Source organism: Mycobacterium sp. P4_H6 (assembly GCF_056400845.1).
Genome location: NZ_JBFUKN010000015.1, coordinates 70548 through 95857 on the forward strand (window position 1 = coordinate 70548; position 25310 = coordinate 95857).

25 protein-coding genes and 1 pseudogene are annotated in these 25310 nt (G+C 65.9%); 9 read left to right on the plus strand and 17 right to left on the minus strand.

The annotated features are described in order from the left end of the window. Window positions 1-4: 4 nt before the first annotated feature. Both AC1DTF_RS08790 and AC1DTF_RS08795 read left to right on the plus strand, forming a co-directional pair. On the plus strand, window positions 5-1330 hold the full coding sequence (locus AC1DTF_RS08790; protein ID WP_477473798.1) for a DUF2252 domain-containing protein: 1326 nt from the start codon (window positions 5-7) through the stop codon (window positions 1328-1330). A 58-nt stretch (window positions 1331-1388) separates the two neighbouring features. Further along, window positions 1389-2396 carry an acrylyl-CoA reductase family protein gene (locus tag AC1DTF_RS08795; RefSeq protein WP_477473799.1) on the plus strand — a complete coding sequence of 336 codons (1008 nt, stop codon included), beginning with the start codon at window positions 1389-1391 and terminating at the stop codon, window positions 2394-2396. Here AC1DTF_RS08795 and AC1DTF_RS08800 read toward each other — a convergent pair. The 10 genes from AC1DTF_RS08800 to AC1DTF_RS08845 form a co-directional block, all read right to left on the minus strand. Then, a complete protein-coding gene (locus AC1DTF_RS08800) occupies window positions 2393-3400 on the minus strand; it encodes an ABC transporter ATP-binding protein (protein ID WP_477473800.1) in 1008 nt (335 codons plus the stop codon). The two genes, AC1DTF_RS08795 and AC1DTF_RS08800, sit on opposite strands and share 4 nt — an antisense overlap. After that, complete coding sequence (locus AC1DTF_RS08805) at window positions 3397-4425, minus strand: ABC transporter ATP-binding protein (RefSeq protein WP_477473801.1); 1029 nt, start codon at window positions 4423-4425, stop codon at window positions 3397-3399. Before AC1DTF_RS08805 ends, AC1DTF_RS08800 begins: the two co-directional genes overlap by 4 nt. Continuing rightward, complete coding sequence (locus AC1DTF_RS08810) at window positions 4422-5384, minus strand: ABC transporter permease (protein WP_477473802.1); 963 nt, start codon at window positions 5382-5384, stop codon at window positions 4422-4424. Before AC1DTF_RS08810 ends, AC1DTF_RS08805 begins: the two co-directional genes overlap by 4 nt. Before the next feature lies 1 nt (window position 5385). Continuing rightward, on the minus strand, window positions 5386-6423 hold the full coding sequence (locus AC1DTF_RS08815; protein WP_477473803.1) for an ABC transporter permease: 1038 nt from the start codon (window positions 6421-6423) through the stop codon (window positions 5386-5388). 2 nt (window positions 6424-6425) lie between these two features. Next, on the minus strand, window positions 6426-8084 hold the full coding sequence (locus AC1DTF_RS08820; protein ID WP_477473804.1) for an ABC transporter substrate-binding protein: 1659 nt from the start codon (window positions 8082-8084) through the stop codon (window positions 6426-6428). A 183-nt stretch (window positions 8085-8267) separates the two neighbouring features. Further along, on the minus strand, window positions 8268-9872 hold the full coding sequence (locus tag AC1DTF_RS08825; protein WP_477473813.1) for an alpha/beta hydrolase family protein: 1605 nt from the start codon (window positions 9870-9872) through the stop codon (window positions 8268-8270). A gap of 148 nt (window positions 9873-10020) precedes the next feature. Next, window positions 10021-11841, minus strand: coding sequence for a glycoside hydrolase family 15 protein (locus AC1DTF_RS08830; RefSeq protein WP_477473805.1), 1821 nt, complete (start codon window positions 11839-11841; stop codon window positions 10021-10023). Then, window positions 11834-13234 (minus strand): glucose-6-phosphate dehydrogenase, encoded by a 1401-nt coding sequence (zwf, locus tag AC1DTF_RS08835; RefSeq protein ID WP_477473806.1) that lies wholly within the window; start codon window positions 13232-13234, stop codon window positions 11834-11836. Before zwf ends, AC1DTF_RS08830 begins: the two co-directional genes overlap by 8 nt. Before the next feature lie 122 nt (window positions 13235-13356). Continuing rightward, the gene (locus AC1DTF_RS08840; RefSeq protein WP_477473807.1) at window positions 13357-14763 is read right to left on the minus strand and encodes an APC family permease; all 1407 of its coding nucleotides are present in this window, start codon (window positions 14761-14763) and stop codon (window positions 13357-13359) included. Then, the gene (locus AC1DTF_RS08845) at window positions 14760-15818 is read right to left on the minus strand and encodes a DmpA family aminopeptidase (RefSeq protein ID WP_477473808.1); all 1059 of its coding nucleotides are present in this window, start codon (window positions 15816-15818) and stop codon (window positions 14760-14762) included. Before AC1DTF_RS08845 ends, AC1DTF_RS08840 begins: the two co-directional genes overlap by 4 nt. 93 nt (window positions 15819-15911) lie before the next feature. Between AC1DTF_RS08845 and AC1DTF_RS08850 the strand changes: the two genes are divergently transcribed. Next, the gene (locus tag AC1DTF_RS08850) at window positions 15912-16523 is read left to right on the plus strand and encodes a TetR/AcrR family transcriptional regulator (RefSeq protein WP_477473809.1); all 612 of its coding nucleotides are present in this window, start codon (window positions 15912-15914) and stop codon (window positions 16521-16523) included. Here AC1DTF_RS08850 and AC1DTF_RS08855 read toward each other — a convergent pair whose 3' ends face one another. The 4 genes from AC1DTF_RS08855 to AC1DTF_RS08870 are packed head-to-tail and all read right to left on the minus strand — an operon-like array spanning window position 16524 to window position 20548. After that, complete coding sequence (locus tag AC1DTF_RS08855; protein ID WP_477473810.1) at window positions 16524-17372, minus strand: glycosyltransferase family 2 protein; 849 nt, start codon at window positions 17370-17372, stop codon at window positions 16524-16526. Beyond that, entirely contained in the window at window positions 17372-18325 is a 954-nt protein-coding gene (locus tag AC1DTF_RS08860) for a glycosyltransferase (RefSeq protein ID WP_082614464.1), read from the minus strand. Before AC1DTF_RS08860 ends, AC1DTF_RS08855 begins: the two co-directional genes overlap by 1 nt. Then, window positions 18225-19463, minus strand: a complete 1239-nt coding sequence (locus AC1DTF_RS08865) for a glycosyltransferase family 4 protein (protein ID WP_477473811.1) — start codon at window positions 19461-19463, stop codon at window positions 18225-18227. The genes AC1DTF_RS08860 and AC1DTF_RS08865 overlap by 101 nt, the downstream gene beginning before the upstream one ends. Continuing rightward, window positions 19460-20548: a hypothetical protein gene (locus tag AC1DTF_RS08870; RefSeq protein WP_057170716.1), complete on the minus strand. Its 1089-nt coding sequence runs from the start codon at window positions 20546-20548 to the stop codon at window positions 19460-19462. Before AC1DTF_RS08870 ends, AC1DTF_RS08865 begins: the two co-directional genes overlap by 4 nt. A gap of 202 nt (window positions 20549-20750) precedes the next feature. Here AC1DTF_RS08870 and AC1DTF_RS08875 point away from each other — a divergent pair, with 202 nt between their 5' ends. The 5 genes from AC1DTF_RS08875 to AC1DTF_RS08895 all read left to right on the plus strand — a co-directional run bounded on the left by AC1DTF_RS08875 (window position 20751) and on the right by AC1DTF_RS08895 (window position 23359). Further along, window positions 20751-21164: a phage holin family protein gene (locus tag AC1DTF_RS08875; RefSeq protein WP_057170389.1), complete on the plus strand. Its 414-nt coding sequence runs from the start codon at window positions 20751-20753 to the stop codon at window positions 21162-21164. Further along, window positions 21151-21489, plus strand: coding sequence for a DUF3618 domain-containing protein (locus tag AC1DTF_RS08880; protein ID WP_057170390.1), 339 nt, complete (start codon window positions 21151-21153; stop codon window positions 21487-21489). Before AC1DTF_RS08875 ends, AC1DTF_RS08880 begins: the two co-directional genes overlap by 14 nt. Beyond that, window positions 21486-21779, plus strand: a complete 294-nt coding sequence (locus tag AC1DTF_RS08885; protein WP_057170391.1) for a DUF4235 domain-containing protein — start codon at window positions 21486-21488, stop codon at window positions 21777-21779. The genes AC1DTF_RS08880 and AC1DTF_RS08885 overlap by 4 nt, the downstream gene beginning before the upstream one ends. Window positions 21780-21816: 37 nt before the next feature. Further along, the gene (locus tag AC1DTF_RS08890; protein WP_057170392.1) at window positions 21817-22836 is read left to right on the plus strand and encodes an iron-containing redox enzyme family protein; all 1020 of its coding nucleotides are present in this window, start codon (window positions 21817-21819) and stop codon (window positions 22834-22836) included. Between the two features lie 133 nt (window positions 22837-22969). Next, the gene (locus AC1DTF_RS08895; protein WP_057170717.1) at window positions 22970-23359 is read left to right on the plus strand and encodes an STAS domain-containing protein; all 390 of its coding nucleotides are present in this window, start codon (window positions 22970-22972) and stop codon (window positions 23357-23359) included. A gap of 32 nt (window positions 23360-23391) precedes the next feature. Here the strand turns inward: AC1DTF_RS08895 and AC1DTF_RS08900 are convergent, their stop codons facing one another. Beyond that, window positions 23392-24108: a GAF and ANTAR domain-containing protein gene (locus AC1DTF_RS08900; protein ID WP_235571616.1), complete on the minus strand. Its 717-nt coding sequence runs from the start codon at window positions 24106-24108 to the stop codon at window positions 23392-23394. 183 nt (window positions 24109-24291) lie between these two features. Between AC1DTF_RS08900 and AC1DTF_RS08905 the strand changes: the two genes are divergently transcribed. Beyond that, complete coding sequence (locus AC1DTF_RS08905) at window positions 24292-24975, plus strand: GAF and ANTAR domain-containing protein (RefSeq protein WP_057170394.1); 684 nt, start codon at window positions 24292-24294, stop codon at window positions 24973-24975. A gap of 6 nt (window positions 24976-24981) precedes the next feature. On the opposite strand, the gene AC1DTF_RS08910 is transcribed toward AC1DTF_RS08905, so the two are convergent. Both AC1DTF_RS08910 and AC1DTF_RS08915 read right to left on the minus strand, forming a co-directional pair. Then, complete coding sequence (locus tag AC1DTF_RS08910) at window positions 24982-25215, minus strand: CDGSH iron-sulfur domain-containing protein (protein ID WP_057170395.1); 234 nt, start codon at window positions 25213-25215, stop codon at window positions 24982-24984. Further along, window positions 25212-25310 (minus strand): annotated as a pseudogene (locus AC1DTF_RS08915) (methylase); the annotation flags it as partial. The pseudogene AC1DTF_RS08915 and the gene AC1DTF_RS08910, both read right to left, overlap by 4 nt.

Genomic DNA, 25310 nt, shown 5'->3' on the forward strand with positions numbered 1-25310 from the left:
CCCGATGACCGAGACGGTCACGGACGGCGACGACCGGGAGTCCTTCATCGTCGAGACACTCGTCGACGCCTTCAGCGATCTGATGGAGGCGGACCCGGACGCCTTCCGGACCAAGTTCCGCAAGATGGCCGCCGACCCGTTCGCGTTCTTCCGCGGGAGCGCCTGCCTGTTCTACGCCGACGTGTTCGCCCTGGAGGACAGGTGGGCCGACGAACGCACCAGCCGGGTCTGGATCCAGGGTGATCTGCATGCCGAGAACTTCGGCACGTACATGGACGGCGCCGGGGTCCTCATCTTCGACGTCAACGATTTCGACGAGGCCTACGTCGGCCACTTCACCTGGGACCTGCAGCGCTTCGCCGCAAGTGTGGCGTTGATGTGCTGGCAGAAGGCGCTTTCGGACGAGACGATCACGATGCTGATCGAGACGTTCGCGCGTGCATACCTGAACCAGGTTCGCTGGTTCGTCGAGATCGAGGACGATTCCGCGTTCTCCCTCAACCTCGAGACGGCCCGCGGCGCGGTGCTGTCCGCGTTGCAGTCGGCCCGCCTCTCGACCCGCGCCGGGATGCTCGACCGCATGACCGTCGTCGACGAATGGGACCGTCGCTTCCGCGAGCTACCCGGCGTCGTGCGACTCGACGACGAGGAACGCGAGAAGGTGGTGGCGGCCTTCGAGAGGTACCTCGAGACGATCCCCGAGACCCAGCGCTTCCGTGGGATCGTCTATGACGTCAAGGATGTCATCGCCAAGACCGGCTTCGGTATCGGCAGCGCCGGCCTGCCCGCCTACACGGTGCTGATCGAGGGGTTCAACCAGGCGCTCGACAACGACGCCGTGCTCTCGATGAAGCAGGGCAATGTGGCGGCGCCGAGCCGGGTGATCGACGACAAGGAAGTCCACGACTACTTCACGCATCACGGCCACCGAACGGTGGTCTCGCAGCGCGCTTTACAGGCACACGCCGATCCCTTGCTCGGCTACACCGACATCGACGGGGTCGGTTTCGTGGTCAGCGAGATCTCGCCCTATGAGGCCGATCTGGACTGGAGCGAGCTGACCGAGCCGGACGAACTCGCCGAGGTCATCGAGCAACTCGGTCAGGCGGTCGCCAAGGTGCACTGCGTCAGCGACACGGACAGCGACCAGTCGCTGGTCGACTTTCAGACCGAGGAGGCCATCGTCACCGCGATCGGTGACAACGAGGCCGACTTCGTCGCCGACATCGTCGCGTTCGGACTCGAGTACGCGGCCAGGGTTCGCGACGACCACCGGCACTTCGTCGAAGCGTTTCGCGAAGGACGGATTCCGGGCGTCACCGCCACCTGAATACCCGGACTACGCTGCTCAACGAATCACTGCGCCGGTACATCACCTAGGAGGCACCGTGGCATCTGAAGAGACCAACACGACTCGCGCCCTCGTCGCCGATTCGTCCGGACCTGAAACGGTCCTGGCCGTCCGTTCGCTCCCCCTGTCCGAACTCGGCGACGGCGACGTCCTGATCGCCGTGTCGTGGTCGAGCGTGAACTTCAAGGATGCGCTCGCCACGAGCAAGGACGGCAAGGTTGCCCGCATCGACCCGCTCATCCCCGGAATCGACCTGGCCGGCACGATCGTCGACCCGGGCACTTCCGGTCTCGACGAGGGCGCCGAGGTGCTGGTGCACGGCTACGACCTGGGAGTCGCCCATCAYGGCGGCTACAGCGAGTATGCGCGCGTCCCGGCCGACTGGGTCGTCGCGCTGCCCGACGGCCTGAGCCTGCGCGAGGCAATGATCGTGGGCACCGCGGGATTCACCGCCGCACTCAGCGTGATCGCACTCGAAGAACACGGACTCACCACCAGTGACGAGGGCCCCGTCCTGGTCACCGGAGCCACCGGTGGCGTGGGCAGCGTGGCCGTGTCGATCCTGGCCGCCCAGGGCCACTCCGTCACCGCGGTGACCGGCAAGGCAGAGGCCGCCGACTGGCTGCGCACCCTGGGCGCCACCGAGGTGGTGGACCGGTCGGCGGTGGGTGATCCGAAGCGGCCGCTGCAGAAGGAAGCTTGGATCGCCGCAGTGGACAGCGTCGGCGGTGAAACCCTCGCAGCGGTGCTGGCCTCGCTTCGGTACGGGTCCGCGGTGGCCGCGTCGGGTAACACCGGTGGAATAGCGTTGCCCACYACGGTTTTTCCGTTCATCCTGCGAGGTGTCTCGCTGCTGGGGATTGATTCGGTGCAGTGCCCGATCGACCGCCGCCGCGACGTGTGGGCTCGACTCGGCCGCGACCTGCGTCCCCCGCTGCTCGACGAGCTGGCCGCCGATGAGGTCGCGCTCACCGATGTACCCACCGCTTTGGAGCGCATCCGCGCCGGGGGCAACCGGGGACGCACCCTGGTCCGGGTGCGCTAGCCGGCAGCCACCGCCTCCAGATTGCGCGGGTGGTGGCAGGCCGCCGCGTGCGCCTGCTCCCGTTCGATCATGTCCGGCTCCTCGGCCGTACACACGTCGGTGGCCCACCGGCACCGGGTGTGGAAGCGGCATCCCGACGGTGGGTCGATCGGGCTGGGCACGTCGCCTTCCAGGATCACCCGCTCGCGGGCGGCGTTGCGCCGTGGATCCGGTATCGGGACCGCGGACAGCAGCGCATTCGAGTACGGGTGAAATGGCTTGTCGTACAGCTCGTTCGCCGCAGCGGTCTCGACGATCTTGCCGAGGTACATCACCGCCACCCGGTCCGAGACGTGCCGCACCACCCCGAGGTCGTGGGCGACGAACAGATACGACAACCCGAATTCCTGCTGGAGATCTTCGAAGAGGTTGATGATCTGCGCCTGCACCGAGACGTCCAAAGCCGATACCGGCTCGTCGGCGATGATCAACTTGGGCCGCAACGCCAATGCTCTGGCGATCCCGATCCGCTGCCGCTGCCCGCCGGAAAACTCGTGCGGGAAGCGGTTGTAGTGCTCGGCCTGCAGACCCACCCGGTCCAGCAGGTCCTGCACCTGGCGCTTCACCTCGCCGCCGCTGGCCAGCCCGTGCAGCTCGAGGGGGTCGCCGACGATCTGCCCGATCCGCTTGCGCGGATTGAGTGACGCGTACGGGTCCTGGAACACCATCTGGATGTCGCGCCGGATCGGGCGCAGATCCCGGCGGGACCGCCCCACCAGCTCCTGCCCTTGGAACCGCACCGATCCCGAGGTGGGCGCCAGCAACTGCAGGATCAGCCGGCACAGGGTCGACTTCCCGCACCCGGACTCACCGACCAGACCCAGGGTCTCCCCCTCGTGCAGGGTCAGGCTGACGCCGTCCACGGCACGCACCCGAGCCACCTCACGCTCGATGACCGCGCCCGCCTTGATCGGGAAATGCTTGACCAGGTCGGTCACCTCCAGTAGCGGCTCACCGGCGCTCATGAGCTCACCGCCTTACGCAAACCGATCCGGCCGTCCACCTCACGCAGCGTCGACTTCTGCACCGGGTCCAGCCAGCACCGGTCCAGGTGGCCGACCGCCGCTCGCGTCTCCAAGGGCGGTAGCTGCGTGCAGTTGTCGAACGCATGCGGGCAGCGCGGCGCGAAACGGCATCCCGGCGGCAGCGACAGCATCGACGGCGGAGCTCCCCCGATCTGCGGCAACCGCGAATGCTGCGGTGCGTCCAGCGGCGTCAGCGAACCGAAAAGGCCCCACGTGTAGGGATGTTGCGGATCGTAGAAGATGTCCTCGACGCTGGCGTCTTCGACCACCTGCCCCGCGTACATCACCAGCACCCGGTCGGCGACCTCGGCGACCACCCCGAGATCGTGGGTGATCAGCACCACCGCCAGCTCGCGCTCGGCGTTGAGATCGGCCAGCAGCCGCAGGATCTGGGCCTGAATCGTGACGTCCAGGGCGGTAGTGGGCTCATCGGCGATCAGCACTTTGGGCTCCAGGGACAATGCCATGGCAATCATCACCCGCTGGCGCATACCGCCGGAGAACTCGTGCGGGTAGTCGCGCACGCGCCGCTCCGGATTGGGAATACCCACTGTGCGCAGCAACTCGACCGCGCGGTCACGCGCTTCACCCCGGGAGACGTCGCGGTGCGCGCGGATCATCTCGGTGATCTGATCACCCACCCGATAGACCGGATTCAGCGAGGTCATCGGATCCTGGAACACCATCGCGATGTGTTCGCCTCGCACACCCTGCAATTCACGGTCGTCGAGTTGGGTCAGATCCCTGCCGTCGAATCGCACCGCGCCGCCGATGGTCGCGTTCGGCGCGCGGGTCAGCCCGATCACGGTCTGCGCGGTCACGCTCTTGCCGGATCCCGATTCGCCCACGATGGCCAGCACCTCCCCGGCGGACAGGTCGAACGAGACGCCGTCAACGGCACCGACCACACCGTCCTGGGTGGTGAAACTGACACGCAGATTGTCGACTTCGAGCAAGGGACTCATACCGGTGCTGCCTCTCCGAGCCGGATCCGTGGATCCAGGAATGCGTACGCCACGTCGACCAAGGTGTTGAACAGCACGATGAAGAACGCCCCGAACATCGTCACCCCGATCAACGGCGGCAGGTCCAGTGACCCGATCGCTTGTCCCGCATACAATCCGACGCCGTTGAGGTTGAACACCGTCTCGGTGAGGATCGCGCCACCGCCGACAACGGCGCCGAAGTCCAGCCCGAACAGGGTGACGATCGGGATCATCGAGTTGCGCAGCACATGTTTGATGCGCACCTGCCGTTCGCTGATGCCCTTGGCCCGCGCGGTGCGCACATGGTCGTCGTTCATCACGTCGAGCATGTTGGACCGCAGCACGCGGCTGTAGAACCCGACGTAGAGCACCGCCAACGTCAGCCACGGCAGGATCAGGTGATACGCCCAGTCCAGCGGATCCTTGGTGAGTGGTACGTAACTACTGGTGGGGAACAGCTCGGCCTTGAAGCTCAAGTAGTACAACAGGATTGCCGCCAACCAGAACACCGGCATCGAGATGCCCACCAACGACAGGATGGTCAGTGCGCGGTCGGTGAACTTTCCGGCATGCACGGCGCTGAGATACCCGAACCAGATCGCCAGCGCCATCCACAGCACCGCAGCACCGATGCACAGCGACAGCGTGGCGGGCAAGCCCTTCCAGATCTGTTCGACGACGTTCTGCGAGCTGGCATAGGAGGTCAGCTGGCCGGTGAAGATCTRCTTCATCATCGTCAAGTACTGCACGTACACCGGTTGATCGAGCCCCAGATCGGCACTCACCCTGGCGATCAGCTCCGGGTCGGCGTTCTTACCCGCGATGCGCGCCGCCGGGTCGGAGTTGGGAATCACATTGAAGATCAGGAACACCAGCACCGAGATGGCGAACAGCACGCCGACCATGCCGATCAGCCGTCGGACCACGAAACGCAGCATGTCAGTGCTCCAACCGGATCTTGGCGCGCGGATCCAGCGCGTCCCGCAAACCATCGCCGAACACGTTGAGCGACAACACCGTCAGCACGATCATCAAACCGGGCACGATCGTCAGGTGCGGCGCGGTGTAGATGGTCTGGTAACCGTCGGCGATCATGGTGCCCCAGGAGGCGTTCGGGGCCCGCACACCCGCCCCCAGGAACGACAGCGCCGACTCCAGCAGCATGTTGTTGGCGATGTTGAGGGTGAAGAACACGATGATGGTGGACACCACGTTGGGCAGCAGCTCACTGACCATGATCCGCACCGGGCCCTTGCCCTGCGCCACCGCCGCCTCCACGAACTCCTTCTCCCGCAACGCCAGGATCTCGCCGCGGATCGGCCGGGCCATATAGGGCACATAGACCAGCCCGATGATCAGGATCGGGATCCACAACGAGTCACCGGCCACCTGCAGCGCGCCGATCTTCAACCCGCCCAAGGCAAGTGCGGTGCCCAGCGCGATGCCCAGCAGCAGTACCGGAAACGCCCACACCACGTCCATCACCCGCGACAGCGTGGCGTCGATCCACCCGCGGTAGAAGCCGCACAGCAGCCCGACCAGGACGGCGAGCACCGTGGTGATGGCCGCGGCCGCGACACCGATGTAGATGGAGGTCCGGCCGCCGTACATCAGGCGCACCATCACATCGCGGCCGTTCTGGTCCGCGCCCAGCAGATACCGGCCGTGCAGGCCCGGCCCGATCGGGGTGCCGTCGGGTGAGACGACGTCGGTCTCCTGGCCGTCGATCATCACCACGTCGGTGATGTGGTTCTCGTTGGGCCCGGTGTGCGCCACATGCTCGGCCCACAGCGGGGCCGCCAGGCAGAACAGCACGATCACGATGAACAGCACTCCGAAGGCGAGGCTGACTTTGTTGCGCCGCAGCCGAAGCCACGCCAGATACCAAGGGCTTCGGCCCTGGATCTGGGCCGCGGGAACCCCCACCGGAAGTGCGGGGTCCCCGGGTCCTTCGACCGCGTCGATCGGGGTGGCCATACCTACTTCAGTGCCAGCGCCGACCAGTCCTGATTGAACAGGAGGTGGCTGTAGGCCTTGTCGAAGTCCATCCGGTCGGAGACGAAGGTGGCGAACTCCTCGTTCCCGTACGGCGCCCACGCCGCCTGCTCCATGTAGGCCTTGTCCAGTGCCGCGTACTGCGCCTCGGTGTCACCGTCGGTGAGCAGTTTGGTGCGCAACTCGTTCATCTTGGCGTCCAACTCCGGAAAGGACGCCCGGGAGAAGTTGTTGCCATTGGTGGGCAGGATCGACTCGCTGTTCAGCAGCGGGCGGAAGAAGTCATCCGGGTGCGGGAAATCCTGGAACCAGTCCGCGAACCCGGTATCGAGATCCGGGGTGCTCTGGTTGCCGATCGTCGCCCAATACACGTCGCCGGCGATCACTTTCAGTGTGGCGTTGAAGCCCAACTGGGTCAGCACGTCGTGGTAGTACTCGCCGATGCGCTTGCGGTCCGGCTCATCGTCGGTCCACACGGTGATATCGCGGTCCGTCGGATTGGCCTCGGCGATCAGCTGTTTCGCCTTCTCCATATCGGGTCCCGGGTAGAGCTTGTACTCCTCGTAGCCGGGCATCCCCGGCGGGAGGATCTGCTGTGTCGGGTGCAGCCGCCCGCCAAACACCCGGTTGAGCGCTTCGGGGTCGACCGCGTAGTTGATGGCCTGCCGGACCTTGATGTCGTTGAACGGGGCGGTCTTGTTGTTCATCCAGAAGTAGTAGGTGTTGATCGATTCCTCCAGCCGGAACCGGTCACCGAACTTGGCCTTCACCTCCGCCAGCCGATCGGCGTCGGGCGGGTCCACCATGAAATCGATGGTGTTCTGCTCGACACCGGTGACCTGCGCGGTATTGCTCTTGTTCTGCGTGACGGTGATCTTGTCGACGCTGGCATCGGCCACTTCGTCGGCGCCGGCATCCTTGACCGTCTGGAAGTTCGGGTTGCGTTCCAGCGTCATGGTCTGCGGCGCTTCGACTTTGGTGATCATGAACGGACCACTGGACGGCGGCGGGTTGTTCGTCGCGTCATCGGACAGCGGGGTGCTGGGCGGAACGGGCGCCGCGAAGGTCAGCCCGAGCAGATTTTCGAACGTGCCGTTCGCTTCGTTCAGTGTGATGGTGATGTCGCCGGTGTTGTCATCGGTGACGATGCCGCTGATCGTGTCGGCCTTACCGTCGGCGTAGTCGCCGGCACCGGCGATCGCCTGATAGAACACCGAGCCACCCGAATCCGCCTTGAACAGTCGCTGGATGGCGTAGGTGAAGTCCGAGGCCTTGATGGGTGTGCCGTCGGAGTACTTCATGTTCGACCGCAGCTTCAGCTTGTAGGTCTTGCCGTCCGGCGAGACCTCCGGCATGGCTTCGGCCAGCCCGGGCACCACCTCGGTGCCGTCCTTGCCCTTGGCGTGCTTGTACGTCAACAGCGGGGTGTAGGTGTTGTACAGCACCTCCCACCCTTCGACGGTGTACGACAGCTGCGGGTCGACGTAATCCGGGAACGACGTCATCGAGATGTTGATGTCACCCCCGCCGCCTGAGGCGTCGGAGCCTTCGTCGCCGCCACACGCGGCGACGCCGAAGACGGCGACAACGGAGATACAGGACACGACAGTCGTCTTGCGCAGGGCTGTGCGCAGCTTGCTCATCTGGCTCCCTAGGTTCGCGGCTCGGGCGAGTCCCGTCCACGTTTACGCTTCTTAAGCGATCCGGGTAGCCATCTTGGCCGGAAATCTATGATTCCGCAGTCCGAAGAGCGTAAATTTTCTGGTCTCCCAGGGAACTGACAGGAAACATTCCTGTAATTGTCGTCTGCGCAAGCGATCGGAGCGTCAGGGCGTGATCAGGATTCCGTCGTCGGACGCCGCCTTGAGCAACTGCTGGATGGTCAGCTCGCCGTAACCGGTGTGGACGGTGCCCCGCCGCGTCCCCAACCAGGGCACCACGCCGGGGGTCGGATCGACGTCGAGGTGGTAGGCCTGCACCCCCATCAGGTGGTACTGGAAGAAATTGCCGAGGAAATCGACCGCGAAGACGAGGCTGCCGATCAGGCTCTTGCCCCACATGGCGGCCGCGTTGCGCATCGGGTTCATGGCCTCGGCATCACCGATGAGCACGATCGGACCGTAGTGCGGCTTGCTGCCACCGCCGGGCACGTAGGGCGGGAAGAACGGTTGCAGCGCAGGAAGATCGGTGGCCATGAACGCGGCGGGACTGCCGTACTGCGCGACGTTGACGAAGTTCGAGTCGGCGCCGTTGCCCGCGATCTTGGTGTTGAGGCCGGGCGACTCGAATCCGATCCCGGCCAGACCGGTGCGCTGCGCCACGAACTGCGCCTCCCAACCACCCAGCGAATGGCCGGTGACGAAGACATCGTCGGCCGCGTAGCCCTGCAGGGCGGCCTCGTCCTGGACGCGGCGCGCGAAGCGCAGCGCATCATAGAACGCCAACGGCGTTGTGCCGGTGAGGATCACCTGCATGTCGGCGGCGATCTGGGTCAGCGTGATGAGTGGGTTGATCAGCAGGTTCGTGCCGCCGGTGGTGCCCTGGTAGGCGATCACGACCTGTCCCTGCGGAGTCACCCAGGCCTTGCCGGACATGCCGGAGAAGATGTTGGTCGACTGGAGCTGGAATCCGTTGACGGTGAAAGGCACCATGCCGCCGGGCGTGGTGCCCCAGCCGTAAGCGGCCGTCGATGCGTTGAGGAACTGGGCCACGGTCGGCGTCGGCCGGTCGGTGGGACCGGTGTAGGTCATGGTGGGCAGCACCGGCTGCACCGCCGGTGTCCGGTGCAGCCCGCCGAGGCGTTCCAGTTCACGGAAGGCCGCGAACAGCAGATCGTTGATCGGCGCGATGTTGAACGGGCTTCGTGGGCCACTCGCGCCGGCAGTGAAATCGAGGAACTGCAGCACCGCGTTGATGACGCGGCCGGGCAGCTCGAGCACGGTCGCGATCGGCGACAGCGGTCTCGGCGGCGCGGGTGTGGTCACCTCGACGGCGGCGGCAAGGGTTCCGAGCACTGTGGGCGCCGCGGTCTTGGCCGTCACTGCAGGTTCCGCCAAGTGTGGCGGCGCGTCCTGGACCGTCAGCACCGCCACCGACGCCGCACTGTTGCTCGCGGCGCGTGCGGTCCGCACGGACCGCTCGACCCGGCGGGTGGTGAGCGGCTCGTCGCGGTCCAGCCTGGCCTCGGCACCGGCGCGCTTCGGGGTGGTCCTGGGTTCCTTGACCGACAAGCCCGGCTTGTCGTCGGTCGGGTTCTCGGTGGTGTCCCCGGACTCCGGTTTGTCCGGGTCGGCCTGTTTCGTGGGCTCGTCGGACGGATCCGGTGTGCTCGTCGAACCCGAGTCGTTGGACGTCGATGACGTCGACCCGGTGTCGTCAGCCCACGCCACCGCCGGCCCGGGCGCGACCACGAGACCCGCGCTGAGCAGCATCGCCGCCACCCCGAACCGCAACGACCTGCCCGTGACGCGCTCCTCAGACTRCACCGCCGACCCCCTACGCCCTGACAACATGCGATGTCATGTGGAGGCTAGGCCACCGCGCACTGCGGCACGGCCGTTTCGGCAAGGGACCGGCAGATCAGCCGTTCAGTGCGCGGTCCAGGTTGATGGCGGCGCTGATGAGCGCCAGATGGGTGAACGCCTGCGGGAAGTTGCCGACCTGGTCGCCGGTCGCCGAGACCTGCTCGGCGTAGAGGCCGACGTGGTTGGCGTAGGTGAACATCTTTTCCAGCGCCAGTTGGGCGTCGGCGAGCCTGCCTGCGCGGGTGAGCGCCTCGACGTACCAGAAGGAGCAGATCGAGAACGTGCCCTCCTTCCCGTCGAGTCCGTCGGTCCCCGGTTCGTACCGGAACACCAGGCTGTCGGTGACCAGATGCTTCTCGACCGCCCGCAACGTCGACAGGAACCGCGGATCGGCCGGCGACAGGAACTTCACCATCGGCATCAGCAACACCCCGGCGTCCAGATCCTCGCCGCCCTCCACCCGGGTGAAGGCTTCCAGCTCGGGATTCCAGGACTTCGTCATGATGCGTTCGTAGATGTCGTCGCGGGCCTTGCCCCAGGCGACCAGGTCCCCGGGCAGTCCGCGGGCCCGGGCGATGCGGATCGACCGCTCGATTGCCACCCAGCACATCAACCGCGATGTCGTATACGGCATGGCCTCGTCGCGGACCTCCCACATACCCGCGTCGGATCGGTCCCAGTTCTCGGCGACCCAGTCCACGATGTCGCAGACATCCATCCACGCATCGTGGCTGATACCCGGGCCGTACTTGTTGAACAGGTAGACCGAGTCGATGATCTCGCCGTAGATGTCGAGCTGTAGCTGCGTGGCGGCCGCGTTGCCGACCCGGACCGGCCTGGACCCGCGGTGCCCCGACAGGTGGTCGAGTTCGTACTCCTCGGGCAGATTGCCGTCGATGTCGTAGAGCACCCGGAGCGGACCGAGACGCTTGTCGTCCTTGCCGTCGCGCTGCCCCATCCGCTCGGACAGCCAACGGGTGAATTCCCTTGCTTCATTGAGGAATCCGAGGCGCAGCAAGGCGTACATGCTGAATCCGGCATCGCGGATCCAGACGTAGCGGTAGTCCCAGTTGCGGCTGCCCCCGATCGGGGCGGGCAGGCTGGTGGTCGGCGCGGCGATGATCGCACCGGTGGGCTCGTGGGTGAGCAGCTTGAGTGTGATGGCCGAGCGGTGCACCGTCTCGCGCCAGCGCCCGGTGTAGGTCGACGAGGAAATCCAGTCCCGCCAGAATGCCGTCGTCGCGTCCAGCAGCGCGTCGGTGCGGTCCATCGAGTCGGCCGTGACCTCGTCGCCGTCGGCGAGCATCTCCAGGATGAACGACGCCGTGTCGCCGGTTTTCAGCTCGAATTCTGCTGTCACGAGGGTGTTCTCGTCGTCCTCACTGATCGCCAGGTCGGTCGAGGCGATCAGTCCGAGCCGCACACCGTCACCGGTGACCAGGACCCCGTCCCCTGAGCGCTCCGCGGTGCACGACTGGCGGGCGTAATCAGGTCGCGCGTCGAGGCGCATCTGCAGCCGCAGACAGCCTCGCACCCCGCTGACCCGCCGTACCAACCGCTGACGGTGCTCCGGCTCGTCGGGCGAGAGCACCGGCATGAAGTCGTGGACTTCCACCACCCCGTCGTCGGTGAGGAACCGGGTGATCAGCACCGCGGTGTCCGGGTAGTAGAACTGCTGAGTGCGGGTGACCTCGGTGGTGGGTGTCAATTGCCAACTGCCGCCTCGGTCTTGATCCAGGATCGACCCGAACACACTGGGAGAGTCGAATCTCGGTGCGCAGAACCAGTCGATGGTGCCATCGGTGCCGACCAGCGCGCAGGTGCGTAGATCGCCGATCAACCCGTGCTGCGAGATCGCGAGCGGGCGCTCACTCATCGGGCAGCCACCAGTCGGTGAGCGCCAGCGCCTCGTCCGGGCCCCATGACCCTTTGGCGTAGGTCTTCACCGCCGGCGGCGCGTCGAGCACCGGCTGGCACACCTGCCAGAGCCGATCGACTTCGTCGGAACGGGTGAACAGTGTCTGGTCACCGCGGATGACGTCCAGCAGTAGCCGCTCGTAGGCCTCCAGCGGAACGTCTTCGGTCACCGTCTCGCCGAGGTCGAAGGTCAGGTCGACCGGCATCAAGTCGAGGTCAGGACCGGGCCGCTTGGCCAGCAGGTGCGCGCCGACCCCCGGTTCGTCGGTCAGTTCCAGGACCAGCCTGTTCGGGCCGTGGTCGTCGCCGGTGAACGGGCCCGCCTCCGGCGCACGGAACGTCAGGGTGACGGTGCGGCGGGTATCGCCCATGGTCTTGCCGGTCCGTAGATAGAACGGCATGTCCTGCCAGCGCGGTGTGTCGACAAAGGCCTCCAGCGCCACGAAGGTCTCGACGGCCGAATCCTCGTCGACATCGTCCTCGTCGCGGTAGCCGTCGTACTGACCGAACACCACCCGGTCGGGATCGAAGGGTCGCAGCGCCGCGAACACCTCGGCCTTCGCGTCCCGCAACGACACCGCGTCGACGTGCTGCGGGGGCTCCATCGCGATGAAGCCGAGCACCTGGCACAGGTGGGTGGTGATCATGTCGCGGAAGCAGCCCGTCGATTCGTAGAAGCTGCCGCGGCCCTCGATGCTGAGTTCCTCGGGCACGTCGATCTGCACCGACTCCAGGTGCTCACGGTTCCAGGAGGGCTCGATGAGCCCGTTGGCGAACCGCAGCGCCAGGATGTTCTGCACCGCTTCCTTTCCCAGGAAGTGGTCGATGCGGTACACCCGGTCCTCATCGGCGATCTGCTTGAGCGCCGCGTCCAGATCACGCGAGGACGCCAGGTCGGTGCCGAACGGTTTCTCGACCACGATGCGCGCGTCCTCGGCCAACCCCTCGTGGCCGAGCATGCCGATCATGGACTGCATCGCCTGGGGCGGTACCGACAGATAGATCACCACCCGTGCGTCGTCACCCAGCTTCTCCCGCGCCTCCCGTACCGCGGCCGCCAGATCGGCGCCATCGTCGGCATCGGAGGTCTGGAAGCTGATACGGGACAACAGGTCCGACAACACGCCGTCGTCCAGCCCGTCGACCGAGTCGCGCAGGGCCGCGCCGATGGTGTCGCGGAACTCGTCGTCGCTGCCGGGCGAATGCCGGCCCGATCCGATCACGGCGTAATCGCCCGGCAGCCTCTCTGTCGCCGCCAGGCGGTACAGACCGGGAAACAGCTTTCGCTGGGCGAGATCGCCGGTGGCGCCGAACACGACGAAGACATGTGGGTTCGGTTCACGGCGGGGCACCGGGGGTTAATGCCCGGTGGGTGCCCTCCGCTAAACACCGAGGTTGGGGAACTCACGCCTCGCTGCAGTTCTGGTAGGGCGCACCACACCAAGATCACAGCACTTTCAGCAACAACTGTCGATCAGGTCAATTTCGTGCCGGCCGGCCTCCACAGCAGCGCGCCAACCAGCAGACCGGCGAACGGCACCGCGGCCAGGATGGTGCTCAGGGTGGCGCTGCCACCGGTGACGAGGGTGAAGTTGGACAGCACGAGCCACAGAGAGGCGAGCAGACCCAGCACGGCCAGCACGGGAGCGATCCGGGTGTGCCACACCCGGGCGCCGCCGAGATCGCGGTTCTTCAGGAAGAAGACCAGCACCGCCACCGATGTGGTGAGCATCAGGAGCACCATACCGACCGTGGCGACACCCGCCATCGAGCCGAAAACGCCGACCAGCGGGTCGATTCCGAGGACCGCCAGGATGGCGACGATGATGGCGGCCGTCACGGTCTGCACCACCGAGGAGAATGCCGGTGACTCATGGCTGTCGTGCACCGCGCCGAGGCGGGCAGGCAACAGACCCTTGCGTGACAGCACGAACTGGTACCGGGCGATCACGTTGTGGAAGGACAGCACACAGGCGAAAAGACTTGTCAGCAAAAGGATGTTGACGATGTCGCGGCCGATGCGGCCGAGCGCGCCGTCGGTGGTGTCCAGCAGCATGTTGCCCTCACCGTCGAGCGTCTGTTGCGCGGTGGCCGCCACCAGGTCGGGACCGATCGCGACCACGAAGGCCCACACGGTCAGGGTGTAGAAGGCGCCGATGAGGATGACCGCCGCGTAGGTGGCGCGCGGGATCGTCCGTTCGGGGTCGCGGGCCTCGTCGCGGAAGACCGCGGTCGCCTCGAAGCCGATGAACCCGGTGAGCGCGAACAGGATGGCGATGCCGATGGCGCCCTGGCTGAACACATCCGGGGTGAAGGAGGCAAAGGTGATGCCGGCCGGACCGGGGTCGGCGACGATGGCCAGATCCAGGATCACCACGATGCCGATCTCCAGGGCCAGTGCCACACCGAGCACCTTCGCGCTCAGTCCGATGTGCCGGTAGCCCAGGACCGCGACGACAGCCAGCACTGCGAAGGAGTAGACCGGCCACGGGATGACCGGACCGTCATAGAACGCGACCGTGTCACTGATGGCCCAGCCGATGTAGCCGTAGATGCCGACCTGAATTGCGGTGTAGGCGATCAGCGCCACCACCGCGATCCCCTTGCCCATCCGCTCGCCGAGACCGACTGTCACATAGGAGAAGAAGGCCCCCGCCTCGGGGACGTGCGGTGTCATCGTCACGAAACCGACGCTGAAGACCAATAGCACCAGTGAGGCGATCAGGAAGCCGACCGGTGCGCCGGCGCCGTTGCCCAGGCCCATCGCCAGTGGCATGTTGCCGCCGATGACAGTCAGCGGGGCGGCCGCCGCTACGACCATGAAGACGATGCCGACGGGTCCGAGGCGCCCGGAAAGGCGACGACTTTCGGTGCTGGTCATGAGTTCTCCTGAAGGGCCGACGTGAGCTGGTCGTGGTCGATGGCGTGCACGGTGTATCCCCGGTAGCCGGTGACCGTTTCGGCGGCCACCATGGCGTTGACGATCGCTTCTTCGGTGGCCTCGATGGTCAGATCGAACAGCACATCCATCAACTGTGGGCCGACCATGCGCAGCGGGATCTCCGGCGCGATCTCGGCCACGTCCTCGCTGACGCCGTAGGGCGGGATGCCGCGGTTGCCGGTGGCGAATGCGAGCATCAGGTCACCGCTGTACTGTTCGCCGGTGCCGCCGAGCCGGCCGACGGCCAGCGCCGCGCGCTGGGCCAGGCGTTGACATTGATGCGGCAGCAGTGGTGCGTCGGTGGCGACGATGACGATGATCGACCCTGATCCCGGCGCGTACCCCGGCGGAAAGGCCGGCAGCGGGACAGTGGGCTGCGTGATGGACGTTCCGTTGATCCGAAGCCGTTCGCGGCGGCCGTGATTGGCCTGTACCAGCACACCCACGGTGTAGCCGAGCACCCGCGATGCGGTGCCGATACCACCCTTGAACTGATGGCAGATCATCCCGGTGCCGCCACCGACATTGCCTTCGGCGACGGGGCCACCCGAGGCCGAAGCCAGGGCCTCGCGGACATGTTCGGGCCGGACGTGAAAACCGTTGATGTCGTTGAGGAAGCCGTCATAGGTCTCGCCCACCACCGGCAACGACCAGTAGACGCCGTCACCGCGCACACGCACCTGCTCGGCCACCAGGCTGTCGCGCACCACCCCGACGCTGTGGGTGTTGGTGAGCCCGATGGCGGTGGTGAGCTCGCCGGATTCGCGGATCCATTCCAGTCCGGTCAGCTCGCCGCTGCCGTTGAGCACGTGCGAGCCCGCGAAGACCGGTTCGGTCCAGATGTCGTCGTGCGGGACGACGACGGTCACGCCGGTGTTGACGTCGCCGGTTTGCAGCGTGGTGTGGCCGACGCGCACACCCGGCACATCGGTGATGGCGTTGTGGGGTCCGGTGGGGTGCTGTCCGATGACCACGCCGAGATCTCTGGCACGCATTGGTTTCTTTTCGTTCAGGAGTTATTTTCCTATTTGGAAAAGAACTATGCGCCCGCGTGCGCCTCCGCGCAACAGAAACGGCAAAATAGGGTGATGGCGCGACCGAACCGGCAAGAAGAGCGACGTGGCGAGATCCTGGACGCCGCCATCGCCGTCATCGAACGCCACGATCTGGCCACGCTCAAACTCGCGGATGTGGCCGCCGAGCTCGGCCTCACCACCAATGCGCTGCGGTATTACTTCAAGGACATGACCGATCTGCTGTCTGAACTCGCGCTCCGATCCGATGTCCGGTTCTACGACGAGCGCCTGCAGATCGGCTCGCAGACCGATGACCCGGCGACCCAGCTCGCGTTGACCATCGCGRCCGGCCTGCCATCCGGACCCGAAGACGCCGAGTGGCGCGCCATCTGGCGGGCCGTGCTGGCCGCCGGTTTCGAACTCGATCAGCGCCGCGATGTGCAGGCCATCTACCACCGACAGGTCGATCTCTACAGTGACCTGCTCACGGCGGGCGCGCAGGCCGGCGCGTTCCAGCTGAACTCCCCCGCCCGCGACATCGCCATGACGTTGATGTCGATGGAGGACTACTTCGGCTATCGCATCGTGGCCCGCGACCCAGCGCTGGACCGCCGCACCGCCCTACGGTTGATGCGCGAGTACGCCCGGCTGGCCACCGAGGCCAACCTTCCCGACACCCTGTGATCAGCCGGTACTGAGTGCAGCATCGGGCAGCCGATGCGGCCTGCCGTCCGGGTCGCGGGCGATCAACCCGAGCGACTGAAAAGCCTGCAGCCATCCTTCCATCGGCCACCATCCCCACTTCTGTTGGAACACCGCAGCATTGCGCAGAATGTCCTCGAGGTGTTCGACCGGCGGATCCGACACCGGGTGGTACTGATGGAAGGCATCCGCACCGCCGATCCACTTGAGGAAGACACCCCGGGCCGCCGCCCGCTGCGCAAAATCGGTGTCCTCCCCGCCGTAACCGCGGTACTCCTCCGAAAAACCGCCGATTCGGTGCCAGGTGGGTGACGTCACGGCGAAGGACAACGACCAGAACAGCCGGTAATCGGCACCGACCACGATCTGGCGGCCGGGAGGAGCCGGGCGGCCCGGATGTGGACTGGCCAGTTCGTGCAGTCGGGTCATCGGATAACCGTCCGCCCCGGGTGGCGGCAGGTAGGTCACCGGCCCGCACAGCAGTGCGCCGGCATGTTCGGGATGTTCGGCGGCCTCGTGGTAACACGACACGAGGTCGCGCCCGGGTATGCAATCCACATCGAGGAAGACGAGCAGATCCGCCCCTTCCTTCAGCGCGGTGGCCGCCCCGAGGTTGCGCGCGTGAGCGATCGGCAGCGCGTCGTCCGCGGCCGGGCAATTCACCAGGACAGTGGGCACGTCCGCCTCGCCGAGGATATTCGAGACGTCCGGATCATCAAGGGCGACAATCACATGCAGGTCGGTGTGTCGCCCATTGCCCAGGAGTCCGATGCGTTGATTGCGTAGGTGCCCGGACCTGCCGCGGACGGTCGTGATGACGGCGGTTCTCATCACACGGACCTACCCCGGCATCGCAGCGCCGTATCCTCGATCGCTTTCGCCGCGCGACCCGCCGCGCCTTCGGTCTCCCACAACTTCCACCGTTCGGTGTCCATCGATCTGGCCCGGTCCAGCAGCGCGGGCCAGGCATGGCGCTGTGGCCAGCGGGACGCCACCACGGCGAGGTGGTGGCGATGCAGCACTTCCGCGGTCGTTCGTTGTTCGTCGAACGGTCGGGTCTGCGGGATCACGATCGTGGGCCGGGACGCCGCAGCGACATCGGCGATACAGTTCTGCCCTGCGTGCGTGACCACCACATCCGCCGCGCTCAGTTGCGGCCACGGATCCGCCGTCCAGTCACCGGGCTTCGCCCCCAACGACATCCAGGTCACGGAGTCACGACCTGCGTCGGCGTCCGCCTCGCTCTCGCGCACGCACATTCCGTCGGCACCGGAGAGCACCACGACCCGCGTGCCGGCATGCTCGTCTTCGCATCGCGGGCGTCCATCGAAGCGGCTGATCCCGCCCACGAAGGCCGTCTTGTTCTCATGTGGCCGCAACCACGACGGCACCCGGAGGTCCTTCGGCCATGCCGCGATGATCTGATCGGCCATCCGGTGCACCAACCGATGCGGCGCATCGATGCGGTTGCCCGGCAGCGCCGTCACCACCACCGGAACTCCGAGCAACCGCACGAACACCGCCACCTCGACCGACACGTCGACGACGAAGACCTCGGGCTGGGCGTCGCGCACCCACTGCACGATGGCACCCATACGGTCGCCGTACCCGGTGTCCAGGTGCGGGGCCCAGTGCAGGGCGCCGTTGGCGGTCGGGTTATGGGCACGAGCGACGGCGTAGTCGTCACGCGGTAGCTCGACAAGGGAGGTGAACGGATGCGGTTCCGGTACCGGCCGGCTGGTCAACACGGTGACCGGATGGTTCAGATGTGCCCCGATGCTCATCGCTCGCGCGAGGTGCCCGAAGCCGTGATGGTGCACGTAGTAGCCGATCATCGTCCTTGCCCCCGTGCTCTGTGATCATGTGCCGATACAAGGTCAGATAGTTGTCCAACATGGCCTCTGCCGAACAGTGGTCTTTGGCGTGCCGGCGGACCGCAAACCGGTCCAGCGCAAGAACTTCCGGGATGGCTGCGGCCATCGATTCCACATCGCCGGGTGCCACCAACCGCCCGGCGCACGGATCGAGAAGTTCAGGTATTCCGCCCCGGGCAAAAGCCACCACCGGCGTCCCGCAGGACATCGCCTCGGCCACCACCAGTCCGTACGGCTCATCCCAGGCCGGGGTGACCAGCGCCGCCGACGATGCGCCGACCAACTGCGCCAATTCACCATGGGTGAGATGTCCGGCGTAGCGGATCCGGTGATCGAGCATCGGCTCGACGGACTGGGCGAAGTAGGCCGGGTCGGACACCGGCCCGGCCAGCACCAGGGGCACCCGGGCGCGGTGCGCCGCCGCGATGGCCAGATGCGGCCCCTTCTCCGGTGTGATCCGCCCGAACCACACCAACTCGTCGCCGCCCGGCCCGAGCGTCCAGTGCGTGGTGTCTATCCCGTTGGGAACGACCTCGACATCGCGCGCAATGTGCGCCCATGAATGCGCGGTGTGCCGGCTGACGGCCGCCAATCGGGTGCCCTCCCCCGACGTCGCCGTCAGCGCGGATTCGAGCCACGGCGTCGGCGGTGTGTGCACGGTGGTCAGCATCGGCACGTCCAGCATCGGGGCCATCGCCACCGGCAGGTGGTGCAGGCTGTGGTTGTGCACGACGTCGAAGCACTCGGCGCCGGTCTGTGCGAGTTCGAGCATCACACTCAGGTACGCGTGGTGGTCGGCCATGAATGCCTCAGCGGGCATGGACGTGTCGCGTTTCGCCGCGTCCGACAGAGCCAGTCGGCGCACCGTCAACGCATGCCATTCCGGGGCAGTGTCCGACCCGTTGTCGGCGAACAGCGAGACGCTGTGCCCACGTGCGGCCAGGGCCCGCGCCAGATGCCAGACGTGCGATTCCAGCCCCCCGGCAAAGGGCTGCTTGATCGGGAAGCGGTTGGAGGCGATCAGCGCGATCCGCAGCCGGCAGGTCATGACGCCGCTTCGTCATAGAGCCGGGCATGCTCGGCGGACAGGGCCACCCGTTCGCGGTACCGGTCCGCCCAGCTCGCGCGCGGCGCGGATATCCCTGCACTCCACCGTCTATGGGTTGCGCTCACCGCACGATGCAGCGAGTTCTCGTCGAAGGTGCCCTCGGTCAACTCGAACACTTCGCACTGGCGTTGCTCGCGGTAGAACCCGCAGCTGGGGGCGATGACTTCGGTGCCGAGGTCGTGGCAGGCTTCCAGCCAACCCGAGTGCGAGCCGAACCGGTACGGCAGCACCGAGACGTTGAGCGACGCGAGGTAGTCCCAGAGCTCAGCATCGGTGAAGTACGGGTGAACCGCGACCCGCACCCGTTCGTTGCGTTGGTATTCCAGCAGGGTGCGGCCCACGTCGGGAGCGAACCAGTGATTGTCCTGCTCGAAGATCTCATCGTGGACGTCGATCTGCAGGACGGCACCGGGCAGCGCTGTCACCGATTCGACAAGGGTATCCAGAATCGCCAACGGGTCCATGTTCGCCCGCAGACTCTTCACGTGGACACCGACGACGAACTGTTCGCTGCGCGAACGGGGGCGCTCGATCCACTGGCTGCCCAGCACATGCGGGTGCGGGAGTACGTGGGGCCTGCGGCCCCACCGGTCCTCGACCGCCCGCGCGGCGCCCTCGGTCAGAGTGATCAGTGTGTGGGCGGCAGCGACCAGGACATCCTGCTGGTCTTCGTGAGCCGAGGGATCGGGATGGTGGGGATTGCGTAAGTCGTGCACGGTGTAGATCAACGGCTTCTGGTGCCGCTCAAGTTGCTCCACGACGTCGACAAGATCCTGGGTGGTCACTGCATCRAACCCGAAGTGGATGTGGAACGCGTCGAAGTCATCGTGATGGTGGGCGATCCATCCCGACTCCAGCATGAGCGGCGGCCACCACCCACCGGGCACCTTTCGACCATCGGTAGGCACCGGATCATTCAGGCGCACAACAGGTTCCAGCTCTCCCGGGTGGGACAGATGCTGCACGTAAACGTGCGAAGCGGGTACAGAGGCAATGCGCAAGGCGAACTCCTCGGTGCATGGCATCGTCATGGTCGATGGCAGAGATGACCCGGTTCAGTCACGGGTCGGCGTTCCCACCCTTCTTGAGGACGCTGCGCGATCGGAATACCCCTGCGAATCGAAAAGAAACACACCACACGCTCGAGGTTTAGCGCGCAGACGGGCAGGTAATGCAATGGCCGTATGGGGCGGTGTTCCGCCGAGTGTCCAGCGATGGGATCTTCGCATGACAAACCTTGAGACGAAGCCCGCCGAACAGGCTTCGATACCCGAATTGATAGACCGCCTGACCACCCAGACCTCACGTCTGGTGCGCGACGAAATCCAGTTGGCGCAAAAAGAGTTTCAGTTGGCCGCCAAACGCACCGGAATCGGCGCCGGTCTGTTCAGCACTGCGGGCCTGCTCGCTTTCACCGGCCTGTTGGCGGTGGTGACTGCCGCCATCGCGGCACTGGCGCTGGTGTTGCCGGTCTGGGCCGCCGCGGCCATCGTCGCCGTCGTGCTGCTGGCTGCCGCCGGTATCGCCGCGGTCATCGGCAAGAAGCAGGTCGAGCAGGCTCCTGTGGCCGCCCAGGAAGTGGTCGCCAGCGTGACCGAGGACGTCAACACCGTGAAAGAAGCCCGCCATGCCCGGAACTGACGATCACCCGGAGCCGGCCCAAGGAGCGAGTGTGGAAGAGATCACCGAGGACATCGAACGCACCCGACACGAAGTGGGCGAGACGGTTTCAGCATTGACCGACAAGCTCGACGTGAAGGGGCGGGCGCAGGACAAGGTGGCGGAGACCAAGGCTCGCGTCGCCGACGTCGCCGAGACCGCCCGCCACGATGTCGTCAGTGCCGTCACCGACGACAAGGGGGCGGTCAAACGCGGCCTGCCCGCCGCCGCCACCGTGGTGGCCACTGCCGCCGTCCTACTCGGAATCATCGTGTGGCGTCGCCGCCGACAAGGAGGAAAGCGATGACCACCTACAAGTCGAGCCTGACGGCGAAGCTGATGTACCGACCGGTCGGGCTTGCCAGTTCACTCGCCGGCGGACTGGTCGCGGGCGCGATCTTCAAGCAGATCTGGAAGCGCGCCTCCGACGGCGACCATCCGGATCCACCGAATGCCCTGGACCGCAACTACTCCTTCAAGGAAGTCGTGATCGCGGCCGCATTGCAGGGGTTGATCTTCTCCGTCGTCAAGACCGTGATCGACCGACAGGGCGCCAAAGCCTTCGCCCGTTGGACCGGTGAATGGCCAGGAGAGTAGACGTTTCCGCTGGGTAGCGGCGGGTATACCTCACTGCGTGACTCTTGCTTCTCTCAGCGTAGAACCCCGACTACCTGATCCGCGCGGCCCGCTGTCGCTGGCCGTGACGGAGTTGCTCGCCGAGCGGGCGCCCGTCAACCGACTCACCCAGGTGGAGGCGTCCATCAGTGACGCCGACCCGTTGGGGCTCGATCTCCAACTCGCGCTGTACATCTGCTATGAACTGCACTACCGCGGCTTCGACACCGTCGATCCGGGCTGGGAGTGGAATGCCGGTCTGCTGCACCTGCGCGGACGCCTGGAGAACACGTTCCTGGCCGAAGTCCGCAGCCGGGTCGGCGAGATCGGCGCCGACGAGACTGCCGTGGCCGAGATGGACAAGCTGTCGATCGAACCCGCCGACGGCGAAGGTCTGTCGTACTACCTGCGCGATACCGGCACCTGGGGTCAGATGCGGGAGTACTTCGTGCACCGCTCGCTCTACCACCTCAAAGAGGGCGACCCGCACGCGTGGGCGATACCGCGGCTGATCGGGCAGGCCAAGGCCGCCTTCGTGGCGGTCGAATACGACGAGTTCGGCGCCGGGAGGGGCGCGCGCCTGCATCAGCAGTTGTTCGCTGACCTGCTGGATGCCGCCGACCTGGATTCGAGCTACCTCGGCTATATCGATCATGTCCCCGCCGAGGCGCTGGCCGCGGTGAACCTGATGTCGCTGTTCGGCTTGCACCGCAAGCTGCGCGGAGCCGCGGTCGGGCACTTCGCCTCCACCGAAATCACCTCACCTCCGGGTTCACAGCGGCTGGTGGACGCGCTGCGCCGGATGAACGCACCGCAGCCCTGCATCGGCTTCTACGCCGAACATGTCGAGGCCGACGCGGTGCACGAGCAGGTGGTCCGCACCGACGTCGTCGGCGATATGGTCGCCCGCGAACCGCACCTCGACGGCGATGTCGTGTTCGGGATCCGAGCGCATGCTTTCGTCGAGGACCTGCTCGCCGACCACATGATGCAGTGCTGGTCGGCGGGCGAAAGCTCCTTGCGCCGACCACTTGACTGATTCAGACACTTCGTTGCCTGGATACGCTTGCGCCGTTTGACCTTCCAGTGCCACCGGTAGCGCTGCGCCCCCCGACCACGGCTAGTATTCGGTCCATTGTCGGGTCGGGGTGCACAGCTATTCGGAGGTGAAGATGGCGGGCGAACACGAATCGGTCGTCGGCAGTCCCAAAGCGGCCCCCGGCTGCACCGTGGAAGAACGCACCGTCGGTGACGTTGTCGTCGTCGCCATTACCGGCACACTCGACGTGCTTTCCGCCCCGGACCTGGAAACCCGAGTCAAAGCGACTGCCACGGGTTCCCCCGCCGGCGTCATCGTCGACCTCAGTGCGGTGGACTTCCTGGGATCTTCGGGGATGGGGGTGCTGGTCACCGCGCATTCGGATTTGACGCCCGCGATCCGGTTCGCGCTCGTCGCCGACGGCCCGGCCACCAGCCGTCCGCTCAAACTGATCGGGATCGCCGACATCATCGACGTCTTCCCCACCCTTGACGAGGCCCTGACCGCGCTGTCCGCTGATTGACGCTCACCGCGAGCCGCTGCTGTAAGCGGCTGCTAGGGACGGTCGGGCCCGGCCGAGACGATCTTTTCGGCCACGTCGACCAGTTTGATGTTCATGTCCTGGGAGAGATGCCGCAGGGCGTCGAACGCTGCGACACCATCGATGTCGAACCGTTCCATCAGCATGCCCTTGGCCTGTCCGATCAGGTCACGGCTACCCAGGGCTGTCTGGAACTGCCTTTCGCGATGCAACGAGTTCCAGACCAATGTCGTGTGCGCCGCGAAGACCCGGGCCAGCTCGGCTGAGTCCTCGTCGAAGGATCCGGCAGCCTCTGCCTGGAAGTTCAGCGCGGCGATCCCAGCGGCCGGTGTATCGAGCTGCACCGACAACACCGACCGCACCGGGGTTCGCTTGGTGACTTCGCTGCAGTAGGCCGGCCAGCGCTGCTCGGCCACCAGGTCGTCGATCAACATGGTGTGGTTTTCCCACGCCGCCGACAGACACGGCCCCTCATTCAGCTCGCCCTGCAGGTCGTCGAGCATTCTGGGGAAATCGTGGGTCGCGCCCACCGAGGTCACCTGACCGTGCTCGTCGACGAGGGTGATGCCTGCATATCGGGCCCCGGGGATGGACGCCACCGTCGCTTCGTTCAGCTCCCGCAGCGCCTGTTCGACGTCGGTCTCACCCCGCTGCTGGAAAATGACGGCGCGTTGCATCGCGTCGTAGAACCGACGTCGTTCGCCAGTCGGATCACCGTCAATCAGAGTCACAATCGATCATTGTGACCAGCACGTACAGCTTCAGCAACTAAGACGACCCTAACGAAATCTCTGTCCGGAATCCGAACCACCCACCGGGACCACCGGACAGTTCGTGCGGTGGCATCCGCCGCCGCCACCGGGCCTTACCCGGCTCTTTGCACGGATGTTCGAGAGGTAGAGCAGAATGCCGTCATGACGTTCTTGGAGAAGCGAGACCTGGCCGCGAGGATGGCCGAGTTGGCTCGCACCCTCGCCGGCCCACGCAACCTCGATGAAGTGCTCTCCGGGGTCGCCTCCGCGGCATTGGAACTCATCCCCGGGGTCGACGCCGCCGGGGTCCTGCTCATCGGTAAGGAACACACCTTCGAGACGGTGCCGAAAGACGCAGGCTTGACCAATGAGCTGCACCGCCTACAGATGCAGTTCGACGAGGGCCCCTGTGTGCAAGCGGCGCTGGGCGATCTGATCGTGCGTACCGATGATTTCCGCGAAGAAACGCGCTGGCCCCAGTACGCGCCGGCATGCGTGAAGATCGGCGTCCTCAGCGGCCTGTCGTTCAAGCTCTACACCTCGGACCGCACCGCGGGCGCGCTGAACCTGTTCGGATTTCAGCCGAACATCTGGCGCGGGGAAGCCGAGACCATCGGCGCGATTCTCGCAGCCCACGCAGCGGCCGCCATCCTTGCCAGCCAGGAAGGACAGCAGCTGGAGGCGGCCCTGTCCACCCGGGACCGCATCGGCCAGGCCAAGGGAATCGTCATGGAGCGCTACAAGGTCGACGACGTGCAGGCTTTCGAGATGCTCCGCCAGATATCGCAGGACAGCAACACCAAGCTGGTCGACGTCGCTCAACGGGTGATCGACACCCGCGACTGAGCTGCGTCAGGCGGATTGCGGCGTCGCGCGACTCGGCTTGGCGCCCTTGGCCCGGATTTGTCGTCGGTGGCTGGTGTCGCACAGCGGGAAATTCTTGCTGCGCCCGCAGGCGCAGATCGCCACCATGAAGCGATCGGACTCCACACAGGTGCCGTCCGGCATCTCGATGCTGACCGGCCCTTCCACCATGACCGGTCCCCGCCGCACCACCCGCACCGAACGACGTTCGCCGTCGGTCATGGTTTGTCGGCTCGAATCACCAGGAGTTCCTCTTCGCGTCGGCCCGGTTGCAGCAGCCCGGTGTCTTCGAGCCACTGCGCACGCGAGTGCATCAC

What these genes read in the sequence shown, in the direction of transcription:
- AC1DTF_RS08905 (WP_057170394.1), top strand. Translation starts at nt 24,292, where the DNA reads ATGACGTTCTTGGAGAAGCGAGACCTGGCCGCGAGGATGGCCGAGTTG.
- AC1DTF_RS08895 (WP_057170717.1), top strand. Translation starts at nt 22,970, where the DNA reads ATGGCGGGCGAACACGAATCGGTCGTCGGCAGTCCCAAAGCGGCCCCC.
- AC1DTF_RS08875 (WP_057170389.1), top strand. Translation starts at nt 20,751, where the DNA reads ATGACAAACCTTGAGACGAAGCCCGCCGAACAGGCTTCGATACCCGAA.
- AC1DTF_RS08790 (WP_477473798.1), top strand. Translation starts at nt 5, where the DNA reads ATGACCGAGACGGTCACGGACGGCGACGACCGGGAGTCCTTCATCGTC.
- AC1DTF_RS08860 (WP_082614464.1), bottom strand. Translation starts at nt 18,325, where the DNA reads ATGAGCATCGGGGCACATCTGAACCATCCGGTCACCGTGTTGACCAGC.
- AC1DTF_RS08815 (WP_477473803.1), bottom strand. Translation starts at nt 6,423, where the DNA reads ATGGCCACCCCGATCGACGCGGTCGAAGGACCCGGGGACCCCGCACTT.
- AC1DTF_RS08880 (WP_057170390.1), top strand. Translation starts at nt 21,151, where the DNA reads ATGCCCGGAACTGACGATCACCCGGAGCCGGCCCAAGGAGCGAGTGTG.
- AC1DTF_RS08885 (WP_057170391.1), top strand. Translation starts at nt 21,486, where the DNA reads ATGACCACCTACAAGTCGAGCCTGACGGCGAAGCTGATGTACCGACCG.
- AC1DTF_RS08805 (WP_477473801.1), bottom strand. Translation starts at nt 4,425, where the DNA reads ATGAGTCCCTTGCTCGAAGTCGACAATCTGCGTGTCAGTTTCACCACC.
- AC1DTF_RS08825 (WP_477473813.1), bottom strand. Translation starts at nt 9,872, where the DNA reads ATGCTGCTCAGCGCGGGTCTCGTGGTCGCGCCCGGGCCGGCGGTGGCG.
- AC1DTF_RS08865 (WP_477473811.1), bottom strand. Translation starts at nt 19,463, where the DNA reads ATGACCTGCCGGCTGCGGATCGCGCTGATCGCCTCCAACCGCTTCCCG.
- AC1DTF_RS08855 (WP_477473810.1), bottom strand. Translation starts at nt 17,372, where the DNA reads ATGAGAACCGCCGTCATCACGACCGTCCGCGGCAGGTCCGGGCACCTA.
- AC1DTF_RS08800 (WP_477473800.1), bottom strand. Translation starts at nt 3,400, where the DNA reads ATGAGCGCCGGTGAGCCGCTACTGGAGGTGACCGACCTGGTCAAGCAT.
- AC1DTF_RS08840 (WP_477473807.1), bottom strand. Translation starts at nt 14,763, where the DNA reads ATGACCAGCACCGAAAGTCGTCGCCTTTCCGGGCGCCTCGGACCCGTC.
- AC1DTF_RS08910 (WP_057170395.1), bottom strand. Translation starts at nt 25,215, where the DNA reads ATGACCGACGGCGAACGTCGTTCGGTGCGGGTGGTGCGGCGGGGACCG.
- AC1DTF_RS08845 (WP_477473808.1), bottom strand. Translation starts at nt 15,818, where the DNA reads ATGCGTGCCAGAGATCTCGGCGTGGTCATCGGACAGCACCCCACCGGA.
- AC1DTF_RS08830 (WP_477473805.1), bottom strand. Translation starts at nt 11,841, where the DNA reads ATGAGTGAGCGCCCGCTCGCGATCTCGCAGCACGGGTTGATCGGCGAT.
- AC1DTF_RS08820 (WP_477473804.1), bottom strand. Translation starts at nt 8,084, where the DNA reads ATGAGCAAGCTGCGCACAGCCCTGCGCAAGACGACTGTCGTGTCCTGT.